Raw genomic sequence first — 13315 nt, 5'->3', positions numbered from 1 at the left:
AGGGGAGCAGGAGGCGGGGCGACCGGTCGCCGACGATGGCGGCCCCTTCGCGGGTGCTTACCGTTGGGCCGACGTTGGAAGTCTCTTCTCTCGCTCGGCTTTAGTGGAGGCCCGGATGAAAGCGGTCGTGCTCAAAGGCTATGGGGACGTGGATGTGCTCGCGGTGCAGGAGATGCCCGAGCCGAAGGTGGGGCCGGGCGAGGTGAAGGTCCGCGTCACCGCCGCGAGCATCAACCCGGTGGACTGGAAGATCCGCCGCGGGGACATGAAGGGGCGGATGGACCTGAAGTTCCCCACCATCCTCGGGCGCGACGTGGCCGGTGAGGTCGTGGAGGTCGGCACGGGCGTGGAGTCCTTCGAGCCGGGCGACCGCGTGATGGGCCTGGTGAACGCCGGCTACGCGGAGACGGTGGTCGCGCCCACGGAGGCCTGGGCGAAGGTGCCCGACACCCTGGACCTGCGGGACGCCGCCGCGCTGCCGCTGGTGGCGCTGACGGGCACGCAGCTCATCGAGGAGCACGTGCGGCCCTCGCAGGGGGAGACGGTGCTCGTCACGGGCGCGCTGGGCGCGGTGGGGCGCTCGGCCGTCTTCGCGGCGCGGGCGCGGGGCGCGCGCATCTGGGCGGGCGTGCGGAAGAAGCAGGTGGAGGAGGCCCGGAAGCTGGGCGTGGACGGCGTCGTCGCGCTGGATGATCCGAAGGACGTCGCGAAGCTGCCCACGCTGGACGCGGTGGCGGACACGGTGGGTGGTGAGGCCGTGGCGGCGGTGCTCGGCAAGGTGAAGCACGGCGGCACCGTGGGCACCGTGGTGGGGGAACCGAAGGGCGCGAAGGAGAAGGGCCTCGTCGTGCGCAGCTTCATGGCCCATCCGGATGCGCACCGGCTCGAGCAGATTGCCCAGAGCGCGGCGAAGGGCGAGCTGGTGATTCCCATCAGCCGGACGTTCAAGCTGGACGACGCGCGCGAGGCCCAGAAGGTCGCGGAGCAGGGCGGCGTGGGCAAGGTGCTGCTCGTCAACTGACGCGAGCGTTCAGAACGGGGCGGCGCGGGTGAAGGACACGCGCTGCCCCGTCGCCGGATGCACGAAGGACAGCGTTTCGGCGTGCAGGTGCAGGCGCAGGCCCGCGTGTCCGTACAGCGGGTCTCCCACGATGGGCGCGCCCAGGCCTTGCGGATGCGCTGCGTGGACGCGGAGTTGGTGCGTGCGGCCCGTGCGTGGATGGAAGGCCACGCGCGTGTGGCTCGCCGCGCGGTGGAGGACCTCCCAGTCGGTGACCGCGGGCTTGCCGTGGATGGGGTCGACCATTTGCCGGGGTCGGTCGTCCAGGTCCACGCGGAGGGGCAGGGTGATGGTGCCCGCGTCGCCGTGCACGGGACCGTCGATGAGCGCCACGTAGCGCTTGGCCACGTCGCGGTGGAGGAACTGGCGTTGAAGGGACGTGTGCGTGCGGCTGTCCAGCGCGGCGACGAGCAACCCGGACGTGTCCAGGTCCAACCGGTGCGCGAGCAGCGGTCCCGTGGCGTTGGGGTATCGCGCGCGCAGGCGGGTGAGCACCGAGTCCAGCAGTGAGGCATCCCGGCCCGGCACGGACAGCAGGCCACAGGGTTTGTCGATGACGACGAGCCACGCGTCCTCGAAGACGATGGACAGGTCCGGCGTGGGCGCGGGCGGCGGGACGAAGACGCGGGGCGCGGAGACCTCCAGGCCCTCCAGCATGAATGGGAGCAGGGGGCCGCACTTGTCTCGGCACGCTGGATAGAAGGCGCCCTGGATGCGGCCCCCGGACGCGGGCGGCGTGCCCCACCAGAACTCCGCGAGCGCCACCGGCTGGAGTCCGTGCGCGAAGGCATGGGCGAGCAGCTTCGCGCCCGCGCAGTCACCGGCACCGGACGGAGGCTCCGCGCCGCCGTAGAGCGAGCGCAGGGGGCGGGATTCGCCTCGGGCGTTGGTGATGGCGTAGGTGTCGTGGAACTGCTTCATGAAACCGCGAGAGACGATGCGGCGCAGGCGGTCCAGCGCGCGCACGCGACGTTCCGCTTTCGCTCGGGCAGGGGCGAGCAAGCGCCGGGCTTCTTCCTGGGCCGCGTCCCACCTGCGCTTCTCCGCCTTGTCACCCCTGCTCTCCTGGTCGAGCGCGTGCAGTGCCTGGGTGCGTTCGGTCTCCGTGATCGCGGACATGGCGAGAATGTCTGCTCGTCGCTCATGGCGCTGGCGGCGCCGGGCGTCGTGGCGCAGGCGCATGGCCTCGCGCTCCGTGGCCTCGCGCGACTGGCGGGCGTCATCGTCCTCGCGCAGGCGACGCAGCTCCTCGGAGGTGCTCCATGCTTCGGCGCGCGCGAGCAGGGCCTTCACCGTGGCGTCGGCCACTGGCTCCACGCGGGCGCGTGCTTCGCGGTCGAACACGGGGGGCACGAAGCCCGGTACGTCCCAGCGTCCCGCGAGCATCGCGGAGAAGGCTCGCAGTACGCCGAGCGTTCCATCCGGCTGCCGCACCACGAGCACGCCGAACATCTTCCCGCCGTCAGGCCCCTGAAGGATGGAACTCGGGAGCCCGGGCGCGATGAAACCCTCGCGGAGCGTGGCCTGCAGCGCCTCCGCGGCCCGGCGCGCGAGTGCGTGCGGACCCACGGCGTCGAAGGGGCTCGGGAACGCTCCTGGCACTTCATCCGCTCGGGGTGCCGGTTCGAGGAGGGTGAAAAGCGGGTCCACTGCGCCGGAGTAGCACGAAACTCGTACGCAGGCCCCACCGGTCCTGAGCGCCTGGCGGGCAGGCTGGCTGCCATTGCAAGTGCATGTCAGGATCGCGCTTCCATTCATGCCCATGCACCTTTCATCCGCGACGTATCTCCTCTGGTCCGCCGTGCTCCTGACGGTCCTCGCGACAGCTCCGGCGGCCGCCGAGGAGCCCCCGTCCTCCACGCCCCCCAGCAAGGGCAGCCAGGACGCATGTCCACCGGCGCTCCGCGTCGTGGTGGATCCCCAGGAATTGAAGAAGCAGGTGCGCGCTGCGAAGACGACCACCGGATTGCGCAAGCTCCTCCACCCGCTGGGCTTGGACTCCGCGTGGGAGCAGCACGAGTGCCTGAAGGAGGAGGGACAGGTGTCCGCGCAGCTCGACGTCTTCCGGGCACGCATCCTGTTGGCGGACGCGCAGGACTTCGTCCTCCAGGCACGGGGACAGGCGTGTGATGGGCTGAAGCTGTTGGATGGGGTGGTGCTTCATCCGCTCGGCGGCAAGAACACCTTCTGCGCCATCCCGATGGACTTCCTTCCGGGCGTGGTGGAGAGCCAGGCCTATCGCGCAGTGTTCTCCTTCGAGAACCTCACCGACCCGGTGCGGCAGGTCGTCCGGGTCGAGAAGTCCGACGCGGACTCGCGCAACGAATACCAGACGCTGTCGTACTGGGAGGCGCAGGAGGGCACGCTGCGCTCCATCTTCACCATCGAGTCAGGAAGCCACATGGGCTTCGTCCATGGCGCGACCGAGGTGAAGGTCACCCCGGTGGGAGACGCCTTCCCACGCTTCCTCCAGGTCAAGGAGTCCAGCCGGGACTGCGGCAGTTTCGTCGACATGCCCTCGGGTGAGAGCGTCTATGAGTCCAGTTGCAGGGACGCCGAGAACGAGGTGCGCATGTGCTACCGCGGCAAGTCACCCGGTGCCCCGGGGGTCTATGACAAGTGCTAGGGCGCTGGGCGCGCGGGTCGGCTGGCGCGGAAGAGGGCGGCAGCGCGGTCCATGCATCGCTGGACGTCATCCAGTTCCAGGTAGCCCGCGTCGTAAGGCCCGCCCGGCCAGACCTCTTCGTGGCGCCAGCCCTCTCCACGAGCCATCGCAGCCTCGTCGACGTCGAGCGGGTCGCAGCCTGGTTGCGCGATGTCCAGCTCCCACGAGTCCCAGCGCGCACGGAAGTAGAACGGAAGTCCATCCACCTCGCCGTCGCCCTGCATCGGGCAGGACCCGCCGAAGTCATCGCTCCATCCGTTTCCCTCGGGCTTCACGGTACGAGCTCCTGAATGCGTCACAGCCCATCCCGGATGGGCCATGTTCGAACGAACCCCGCGTGAAATGGAGGCGAAGTGATGGACATCCCTGTGCGGTTGCGTGAGTGGATCTCCGCAGGGCGACAAGTGGGGAAGAGTGGATACCGGGCTCGCGAGGGAGAATCGATCTGCCAAAGCATGGGGATTCAGCGCTCAGGGGATGTTTTTGTTGCCTATTACTTTGAGATTCCTGAGGCGCTGATGGCTGTTGAGGAGAATGCTCTTGAGTTGATGGAGAGATTCGAGACGTTGGAAGCCGCCCTCGCTTTTCTAGAGAAGGTTTCGGGTTTAGACGTGCTCGACATGACGCCTCAGAAGGGGCACAAGATTTTCCGAGTTCGATGAGTGGATCAGCTGATGTGAAAATGTCGGAAAGGGCTGTTGAGATTCTGCGAGACCTCCGTAGTCGAGGCCTGACAGTGGAACAGGCGTTGGATGAGATGCGGGGGATGAAGCTGGGGCTTATCAATGTCGTGATCGCTCTTCGTGCTGTGGGCTCGCACCGCCATCCTGAAGGCAGGGGAGGGCTGGAAGCTGGAGGTGGACGGCCAGCCCTACGTGGCGAAAGGCGTCACTTTCAATGGCACGGGAGGGCCCGCGAACTTCGACAAGGATTGCGAGCAACTCAAGGCCCTGGGCGTCAACACGCTGCGCACCTGGGGCACGGGTGATGAAACGCCCGCGCTGCTCGATGCCGCGCAGAAGCATGGCCTGCGAGTGCTCGTCGGACTGTGGCTGCGGCCCGGCCGTCCGGGCATGGAGAATGACGACGCCTTTGACTACGTGCGCGACGCCAAGGGCTGTGAGGCGCAGCTCCAGGCCACGGTCGCGCAGGTGCGCCGCTTCAAGGACCACCCGGCGGTGCTCGCTTGGGGCGTGGGCAACGAAGTCATCCTCAATTCGCCGAATGAGCCGTCCAAGGTCGCCTACGCGCGCTTCCTGGAGAAGGTCGTCCGCGCGGTGAAGAAGACGGACCCCGCGCACCCGGTGCTGTCCGTGGATGCTTGGACGCTGGGCATCCCGTTCTGGGAGAAGTACGTCCCCTCGCTGGATGCGTATGGCTTGAATGTCTACGGCCGGGGCATCCATGCGCTGGCGGACGCGGTGAAGCAGGCCGGTGGCCGCAAGCCCTGGTTCATCACGGAGTTCGGCGCCCAGGGCGAATGGGAGGCCCCCAAGGACGCTCGCGGCGTGCCCCAGGAGCCGGGTGACGGCGAGAAGTACGACGTCATCGTGGACGGCTGGCGCAACGCGCTGGCTCCGCACGTCCAGGCGGGCCGGTGTCTGGGATTGTTCGTCTTCAACTACAGCGCGGCGCTGGACCACACCGGGCTGTGGCTGGGGATGTTGTCCGGCACTTCCACGCGGCCGGCGTGGCACGCGGTGCGGGAGGCGTACACGGGTGTGAAGCCAGTGCCCGCTCTGCCCGTGCCGGTGCGCCTGGAGGTCCGGGGCTTGGAGAAGGACTGGGCGACCGTGGCCTTCGACGTCACGTCCGCCACGCCGCTGGAGGTCTCCTTCGCCTACAACTGCCGGGGCGCGCCGACGCGAGCGGAGCGCGACCGCGTGACGGTGCTGAAGTCCCGGAAGGGGACCACTCCCGGTACGTGGCGGGTGCGCCTGCCAGTCGTGACGGGCGCCATCAAGCTGTACGGCCTGGCGAAGGACGGCGCGGGGAACCTGGTCGCGGCCACGACGTCCGTACCGGCTCCAGCGACTCCCTGATGCCCTGCGCTACAGTGCGCCGCCATGTCCTGGCGTCTGCTGTTCCTCTTCCTGCTGTGCCTTTCAACGGGTTGTGGCCACTACGGTCTTCCCCCATCCACGGCGAGTCACGGTCATCTGTCGCTGGCCATGGATGCCTACCTGGACGACCCGAGTTCCTATGAGCGCCGCATCGCCCAGGGCACGAACTTCGGGTTTGTCACCACCGACGCGCTCGCTTCCTTGAGGGCCCCTTCCGTGGAGCTGGAGCCTGACCAGGCGCCCCGTGTCTTCGAAGAGGCCGTCCAGGTCCTGAAAGGAAATCCCTCCGACGAGGAACTCCGCCGCGCCTTCGGGGAGCTGCGAGCCGCCTGCGACGCTGACCATGAGCAGGCGTGCGTGTTCTTGAAGGAGCAGGTGCAGCCCGCGGTCATCCTCGAGGCAGCGGCGGTACGCCCCATGAAGAGGGAGCCGCGGTTCACCCATGCCGAGTACGCGCTGATCATCCTCGGCTGCCGGCTGGATGTGGATGGCCGCCTGCGCGACTGTCAGGTCATCGAGAATGGGCCGGAGCATGAAGCAGAGCACCTCATCGCGCAGCTCTCCATGGACCGGTACAAACCATGGATGCTGGCGGGACATCCGATGAGCCGCCCGTACACCGTCAACTTCCTTCCCGTTTACGGCAGCAACCGGAGTCCGGACCTGTCCACGGAGTTGAAGCTGGAGTGGGCCCGGAAGCGGGTGGGGTGGTCTCCCACGAGCACATCGGCCTGGACCAACCTGGCCGCGCAACTCGCCATCCATGCACCGGATCATCCGCATTATCCCCGGGTGCTGGCCCGGGCGTACGCGCTGGCGCCCGAATACTGGTGGATCGCCACGGAGATGGCCTGGCAGCGCGTCCAGGCGGGCCAGCACACCGACGCGCTGATGGCACTGCGCCCCGCCATCCGCCGCTCTTCGCTTTCGCTGGGCGAGCACCCCAACCCCTACGTGCTGGAGACCGCCGCCGCCGCGCACTTCGGGCTGAAACAGTGCACCGAAGCGCTGGCGCAGCAGCGCAAGGCCGTGGAGCTGGTGCCCGCGCAATGGCCCGCGCCGGAGCGGGAACGCTTCCAGCGCAAGCTCCAGGACTACCAGTCCTCCTGCGCTCCTTCCGCGCCAGCGGCTCACTGAGCTCGCGCGGTCAAGGCGCCTTGGGCCCGTCCTCCGGGAACTGCCGCCGCCACCCGGGCGCGAGGTTGGCATTGGCCTTCAGCGCGGCGTCCCGGTCCTCGCGGGCCTGGGGCGAAGCCGGGTCCTTCGTGCGCAGGATGGCCGCGCGCAGCAGCAGGGCTTCGGGCCAGTTCGGACGCTCCTTGAGCAACACGTCCGCCAGCGTGAGTCCCTTGACCAGGAGGGGCTCTGGGTCCTGCTTCGCGGCCTTTCGCACCACCGCCCACTCACGGAACAGGTGCCCCTCCTCCAGACGGATCTCCCGGTTCAAGGGCTCCACCTGGAGGGCCTCCTCGTAGGACTTCTCCGCGCTGAGGAACTCCTTCTCCGCCTTCTCCGGATCCGTGCGGGCCGAATGGCGGGCCCGCAGGCCGGACATCGCCCCGGTGGCGCGATGACGCAGGACGGGGTCCTGACCAATCCGGCCCATGATGTCGAGGCCCTCCCACGGCCGCTTGAGCACGGGCTCGGGATCCTGGCCCTGCTCCAGCAGTTGGTGCGCCAGGAGGTGGGAAACCTTCATGCGGCCTACGAACTGCTGATTCTTCTGGGTTCTGAAGAAGGGGCGCGCCTGGCTGTAGAACGCGTCCGCCCGCTCCGCCTCCTCGGTGGGATCCGCTCCCCGCCACCAGGCGTACTCCGCCCGCGCAGCATGGACCGCCGCCTGCCCGACCTTGCCCAGGTACTGGGAGGGCGCCCGCTTCGCCGCCTGGACCTGGGCCGCCTCCGCCTGATCAATCAGGGCGGTGGGGTCGCCTCCGTGCTCCCAGAGTTCCCTTGCGTGCTCCAGGAGGACGAGCCCCAGTTCGTGATGCAGGGTCGGATTGTGGGTATCGTTGATGAGGGCATTGCGAATGTTTTGCGCGGCCTGCTCGAACCTCCACGGGGCCGTCTCGCCTTGGGCCCGCTTCCGCAAGGCATGGGCCACGTCGTGGTGTGCCCACAGGAGCCACACCTCGGGTGCCTTCGTGCTGCCCCCTTTCAGAGCATTCGACACGGCCACTCCCGCTTGCTCCAGGTCCTCGTCGACATCCTTCGCCGTGGGATTGGAAGCCCGGGCCAGGAGGAGCTCTCCCAGCCGGACCCAATACGCGGGGACGCGCTCCTCGAGCGCGACCACGCTCCGGTAGGCTTCGATGGCCTGCTCCTGGTGCTGCCAGCCTTTGGATCCGGCCCTCCAACTCCCTGCCTGGAGGTCGGCCTCCGTCCAGAGATGGAGGAGCCGGGCGCGCAGGAGGTGATACGCGAGATCCCGTCCAGACGGAGGAACGGCGTCCAGCAGAGAGAGGGCCTCCTGGAGCTTGTAGAAGTCCACGGGGCTCTCCTGCAGGACCTTCTCGGTCTCCTGCACCATCACCCGGGTCCGCTCCATGCGGCCGCATGCGCTCGTCGGATCCAGCGCCAGGGTGTGTTGCGCGGCCTCGACGGCCCTGCTGCGCAGGGAAAGGAGGGCCCCATAGGAGTTCGGGCGCTCCGCGAGCATGGTGAGGAAGCGCGCCTTCTCGCAGGCGAACCCTGCATCGCCGGGATCCACCTGGGTGGCCGCGTCCATCGCCGCGAGCCCCGTCTGCGCCGGGCCTGGCTTGTCGTCGTCCTCGCTGGAGAGCATGAACACGGTCCCGTCGAAGTGGGTCCGCACGAGTTTCATCCCAGCGGCCTGGTAGCGCCCCATGGCGAGGTGGGCCGGGGCGAAGCTCTCCGCGGTGGCCCGGGCATCCGTGAACGCCTGGAACGCGGCTGTCATGTCCTCGCCCGTCTCCTTCCGCCGCTGCTGCCTCCAGTGCCAGGCCGCACGCAGCAGGAGCACGTCCGCGCGCATCAGCCGCGCTTCCACGAACCAGGGATGTTTCCTGCCCACGGCCTCCAGGAGCTCCAGCGCCGCGTCCAGCCGTTCCTCGTGCATCGCGACCAGCGCCGCGCCGTAGTCCGTTGACGGAAACTCCGCCCCCGCGGCCTGCCGCAGCAGCGTGAGCACCGGCTCCCGGTACCTGCTCTCCGCGTCCTCTTCGCGCGCCTTCCGCTCGTCCCCGTCGGGAGCGGCGATGGCTTCCATCCGCAGCACGCGGTAGCGCTCGCTCAGGATCTGCGCACGGACCCACGCCACGCGAGGATCGCGGAAGCCCGCGTTCCAGGCCGCATCCAGCTGCGCGAGCGCTTCCGTCTCGCGACCCAGGGCCCGTTCCCCACACGCGAGCGCGTAGTGTCCGGGCCCCTGGGCCTCTGCGCCGCCGAGCGCCATCTCCTTGGAGACGGTCTCCATCCAGCCGCGCAGCTCCGCCTGCTCCGCGCGCACGTCGTGCAGGCGGGCCATGCCCACCGAGCGGGCCCGGGCCTCGATGCGGTCCGCGGCGCTGGTGAAGTGCGCGGCCCAGACCGTGTCCCGCTGGGATTGCCTGTCCGCCGCGCATGACGTTGCCACAATGATTAGCAGGACCTGCAAGGCCCGCACGCCGCTCCGGGACCTTCCAGCGGTTGCGCTGCTCGGGACGTCATTCAATGGCGCGGCTCCTGGTGCGTTCCGTGACGGACACAGAACGTGTGCCATTCCAGGATACAAAGCCTTACGCCGTTATGGATATTTTGCTTGCCGCGCGGCGCTCAAGGCACCGGGAGCTTGTCCTCCGGGAACTGACGCCTCCACCCGGGGGCGAGGTTGGCATTGACCTTCAGCGCCGCGTCCCGGTCCGCGCGGGCCTGGGCCGAAGCCGGGTCCTTCGTGCGCAGGATTGCCGCGCGCAGCAAGAGGGCTTCGGGCCAGTTCGGACGCTCCTTGAGCAACGCGTCCGCCAGCGCAAGTCCCTTTGCCAGCAAGGGCTCCGCGTCCTGTCCGGCGGCCTTCCTCGCCATCGCCCGGTACCGGTTCACCTCACCCAGATCCAGACGGACCTCGTGACTCCGAGGCACGTTCTCCAGGGCCTTGGTGAGGGTGGCTTCCGCGCCGTCGAAGTGCAACTCCGCCTGCCGTGGATCCGTCCGGGACGTCCACCGGGCCAGCAAGAGGGCGTCCCCGCTCGCGAGTCGCAGGTATTGGACTCGCCGTATCAAGGCAAGACGGGCCATCAGGTCGATGGACTTCCCCCCGCGGTCGAAGGCGGGCTGCGGATCCCGCCCCTGCTCCAGCAGGAAGCGCGCCTGGATTTGAAGCACCCGCATGAGGCCCAGGACGGCCTCCGCGTTCGAGGGCCCCTCGGGCATGGCTTGGAGATAGAAGGCTTCGGCCCTGTCCACGTGGCTGGAAGGATCCTCTCCCCGCCGCCAGGCGTACTCCGCCCGGAGCGCATGGATGTCCGCCTGCGCCCGCTTCCCCGGGCCATGCCCGGAATCCAGCGTCGTGGCTTCCGCCTGCGCCGCCTCCGCCGCGTCGAGCAACCCGGTGGGATCGCCTCCGCTTGCCCATCGCTCCTTCGCCTGCTCCAGGAGGACCTGACCCAGACCGTGATGGAGTGACGCTTCACGCGGATACGCGGTGAGGCCATCACGAAGGCGGAACTCGGCGGTCTTCCACGTGAGACCGGTGGCCTCGCCCCGGGCCTGGTGGCGCAGGGCCTTCGCCATCTGGGCGTGGGCTCCCAGCAGCCACAGGCCGGGCGTCTTCGTGTGCAGGGAACCCGCCTTTTCCCAGGCCTCCTCCGCCAGATCCAGGCCCTCTGCCCGGTTCACCGTCAACGGGTCCAGGCTCCGGTCCACGAGGAGCTCCCCGAACCGGACCCAATACGCGGGGACGCGGTATTCGCGCGCGAGGATGACCTGCCAGACGTTGATCGCCTGGTCCCGGTGCGCGCCGTACCGGAATCCGACCCGAGGCCCTCCCCATTCGTTTTCGAGCGCCACCTCGTGCTCCAGGATCCGGGCGTGCAGGAGGTCGAACGCGAGGCCCCGCTCGGCTGGGGGAATGGCCTTCAACAGGTCCTACACCGAGGGCATCGATGAGCTGAAACGCTCCTGCCTCGCCTTCTCCGCTTGGGACACCTGGGTCCGGAGCCGTTCCTCATGGACGCAGCGGTTGGTCGGGTCCCGGGCCAGCATCACGTTGGCGATTTCGCTCGCGTGCTGGGCCAGGTGGCCGTTGAAGGCCTCCTGGCGCCGGGGATGCTCCACCAGGGCATTGAGCAATCGCAGCCGCAGACAGGGAGGGACGGGGGCGGAGGGATTGAGCCGGGACGCCGCGTCGAGCGCGCTGAAGGCGCGGCCCGCGGGACCCGAGCCCTCGGGGCCGTGAAAGGACATGACGCCGGGCACCGGTTCCTCTCGGTCGTAGGAGGGCATGGTGCCGGGCAGGTCGGTACGGAGGAGGGCGATGACGGCGGATTCGAACCGGACCTGAGCCAGGTGGGTCTGCATCCGGCTCTCCGCCGTGCTCCTGGCTGCGGCGAGGGACTTGCGGCCGTTCTCCAGTTGCGCCCGGGCCGCATCCTTGTGGCCTTCCTCCCACAGCTGTGCGGAGCGGAGCAGCAGCACGTCCGCGCGCAGCAGTGGCGCCTCGACGAACCAGGGATATTCGGTGGCCACGGACTCCAGCAGGTCCGCCGCGGCGTCCAGCCGGTCCTCGTGCAGGGCGACGAGCGCCGCGCCGTAGTCCGCCGACGGGGCCTCCTTCCCTCGGGCCTGACGAAGCATGTCGAGCACCGACCTGCGGTATATGAAATCCACGTCCTGTTCGCGCACCCTCCGCTGATCCAGATCCAGCACGGTCAACGCCTCGACGCGCTGCTCGCGGTAGCGCTGGCTGAGCACCAGGGCCCGGGTCCACGCCACGGAGGGCTCGTGGTAGCCCGCGCTCCATGCGGCCTCCACGTGCACGTAGGTCGCGTGCAGGTCGCCCAGGGCCAGCGCCGCTCGTGCGAGCGCGGCTTGTCCGGGGCCCCACGCCTTGGGACCCGCGAGCATCATCTCCATGGACAGCGTCTGCATCCAGTCGCGCAGCTCCGCGTGTTCCATGCGCACGTCGTGCGACCGGGCCAGGTCCACCGCGCGGGCCCGGGCCTCGATGCGCTCGGCTGCTTCACTGAAGTACGCGGCCAGGGACGTGTCCCTCTGGAAGGACGTGCCCGTCGCGCAGGCCGGGGCCGCGACGAGCCAGAGGACCTGCAAGGCCAGCACCGCGCTTCGGGGCCATCCAGGGGGCGCGGCGTTCGCGGCGTCTTTCAATCAGACAGCTCCAGGTGCGTTCCGGAAGGGAATCCCACTCCAGGATACGCAGCTTCGCGGCGCCACGGGTTGTTCCCCGGGGCCATTCCAGCCCGTGCCGACTCATGTCTAGAGTGCGGACCCATGCGTTGGAGCTGGCTGTTCCTGTCCCTGCTGCTTGGATTCACCGGATGTGCTCATTCAGGCATCCCGACCCTGCCCGCGAGTCATGGCCATCTGATGTCCGCGATGGAGTCCTTCCAGGTGAAGAAGGGCCTCCCGTCGACGGGGATGTGGGACGTCGCGATCGGGGCCGAGGTGTCGCCGAAGCCGCCGCGCAAGCTGGAGCCAGAGCAGGCACCTCTTGTCTTCGAGGAGGCGGTCAGGACGCTGCGTGGCACCCCCGGAGAGGACGCCATCCTCAGCGCGTTCCAGGACATCGCGGCCGCGTGTGTGGCGGGTCTCGCCGAAGCTTGCAGGCTCGAGTCCGAGGCGTTCAGCGGTCCGGCGGTGATCTCTCCGGCGGCCCTCACGTATCCCGAGCCGTTGCTCAGGCAGGGGGCGTTCGCATTCATGGTCTTCCACTGCCGCATCGGCGCGGATGGCCAGGTGCGTGACTGCAAGGTCGTGGAAGGGGCGCGGCTGCCCGGCGTCGAAGAGAACCTCGCGGCCTGTCAATTGGCTCGGTACCGTCCCGCGACCATCTCGGGGCACCCCGTGAGTGTCGACTACACCTTCCACGTGCGCTTCGTGCCGGAGGGGCGCACGTTGACCCGGCATCAAGAACAGGAATGGGCCCGGCTGCGGGTCCGCCAGAATCCCGAGAGCCGTTCGGCATGGCTCAACCTCGCCCGGGAGCTCGCGAAGAATGATCCAGGGGATCCGCTCTATCCCCAGGCCGTCGCCCGCGCATACTTCCTGGCGCCCAGGAGTGGGTGGGCCGCCAGCGAGACCGCGTGGCAGCTGGTGCAGTCAGGCCAGTATGCGCCGGCCCTCAGCGCGGTGCGCCCCTTCCTGCGACGCAGCCACAATCCCTATGTGCTGGAGACCGCCGCCGCAGCGCAGTTCGGGTTGAAGCAGTGCACCGCCGCCCTGGCCGAACAACAGAAGGCCGTGGAGCTGCTGCCCGCGGAGTGGCCCGCGCCGGAACGGGAGCGCTTCCAGCGCAAGCTCCAGGACTACCAGTCCGCCTGCGCCGCGCCCCCGGCCACTCCCTGAAGCCAG

11 protein-coding genes are annotated in these 13315 nt (G+C 68.8%); 6 read left to right on the top strand and 5 right to left on the bottom strand.

What is annotated here, in order from left to right; genetic code table 11:
• Positions 1 to 115: 115 nt before the first annotated feature.
• The gene (locus D7X30_RS14820) at positions 116 to 1021 is read left to right on the top strand and encodes an NADP-dependent oxidoreductase (RefSeq protein ID WP_120563559.1); all 906 of its coding nucleotides are present in this window, start codon (positions 116 to 118) and stop codon (positions 1019 to 1021) included.
• A gap of 9 nt (positions 1022 to 1030) precedes the next feature.
• On the opposite strand, the gene D7X30_RS14815 is transcribed toward D7X30_RS14820, so the two are convergent.
• Positions 1031 to 2629, bottom strand: a complete 1599-nt coding sequence (locus tag D7X30_RS14815) for an RluA family pseudouridine synthase (RefSeq protein WP_233591560.1) — start codon at positions 2627 to 2629, stop codon at positions 1031 to 1033.
• A gap of 187 nt (positions 2630 to 2816) precedes the next feature.
• Here D7X30_RS14815 and D7X30_RS14810 point away from each other — a divergent pair, with 187 nt between their 5' ends.
• Positions 2817 to 3686, top strand: coding sequence for a hypothetical protein (locus tag D7X30_RS14810; RefSeq protein ID WP_120563557.1), 870 nt, complete (start codon positions 2817 to 2819; stop codon positions 3684 to 3686).
• Here D7X30_RS14810 and D7X30_RS14805 read toward each other — a convergent pair.
• The gene (locus D7X30_RS14805; RefSeq protein ID WP_147443196.1) at positions 3683 to 4000 is read right to left on the bottom strand and encodes a hypothetical protein; all 318 of its coding nucleotides are present in this window, start codon (positions 3998 to 4000) and stop codon (positions 3683 to 3685) included. The two genes, D7X30_RS14810 and D7X30_RS14805, sit on opposite strands and share 4 nt — an antisense overlap.
• An 81-nt stretch (positions 4001 to 4081) precedes the next feature.
• Between D7X30_RS14805 and D7X30_RS14800 the strand changes: the two genes are divergently transcribed.
• The 3 genes from D7X30_RS14800 to D7X30_RS14790 all read left to right on the top strand — a co-directional run bounded on the left by D7X30_RS14800 (position 4082) and on the right by D7X30_RS14790 (position 6925).
• Positions 4082 to 4387 (top strand): hypothetical protein, encoded by a 306-nt coding sequence (locus D7X30_RS14800; protein ID WP_147443195.1) that lies wholly within the window; start codon positions 4082 to 4084, stop codon positions 4385 to 4387.
• Positions 4388 to 4528: 141 nt separating this feature from the next.
• Entirely contained in the window at positions 4529 to 5767 is a 1239-nt protein-coding gene (locus D7X30_RS14795) for a glycoside hydrolase family 2 TIM barrel-domain containing protein (protein WP_233591559.1), read from the top strand.
• A gap of 24 nt (positions 5768 to 5791) precedes the next feature.
• Positions 5792 to 6925, top strand: a complete 1134-nt coding sequence (locus tag D7X30_RS14790; RefSeq protein WP_147443194.1) for a hypothetical protein — start codon at positions 5792 to 5794, stop codon at positions 6923 to 6925.
• A 10-nt stretch (positions 6926 to 6935) separates the two neighbouring features.
• On the opposite strand, the gene D7X30_RS14785 is transcribed toward D7X30_RS14790, so the two are convergent.
• The 3 genes from D7X30_RS14785 to D7X30_RS14775 form a co-directional block, all read right to left on the bottom strand.
• Positions 6936 to 9383 carry a hypothetical protein gene (locus tag D7X30_RS14785; RefSeq protein WP_147443193.1) on the bottom strand — a complete coding sequence of 816 codons (2448 nt, stop codon included), beginning with the start codon at positions 9381 to 9383 and terminating at the stop codon, positions 6936 to 6938.
• 179 nt (positions 9384 to 9562) lie between these two features.
• Positions 9563 to 10867 carry a hypothetical protein gene (locus D7X30_RS14780; protein ID WP_120563552.1) on the bottom strand — a complete coding sequence of 435 codons (1305 nt, stop codon included), beginning with the start codon at positions 10865 to 10867 and terminating at the stop codon, positions 9563 to 9565.
• Between the two features lie 6 nt (positions 10868 to 10873).
• A complete protein-coding gene (locus tag D7X30_RS14775; protein ID WP_147443192.1) occupies positions 10874 to 12112 on the bottom strand; it encodes a hypothetical protein in 1239 nt (412 codons plus the stop codon).
• A 123-nt stretch (positions 12113 to 12235) separates the two neighbouring features.
• Here D7X30_RS14775 and D7X30_RS14770 point away from each other — a divergent pair, with 123 nt between their 5' ends.
• Positions 12236 to 13309, top strand: a complete 1074-nt coding sequence (locus D7X30_RS14770; protein ID WP_147443191.1) for an energy transducer TonB — start codon at positions 12236 to 12238, stop codon at positions 13307 to 13309.
• Positions 13310 to 13315: the final 6 nt, after the last annotated feature.

Source organism: Corallococcus sp. AB011P, assembly GCF_003611605.1.
GTDB lineage: Bacteria > Myxococcota > Myxococcia > Myxococcales > Myxococcaceae > Corallococcus > Corallococcus coralloides.
This window is presented reverse-complemented; position numbering and strand designations above follow the sequence as displayed.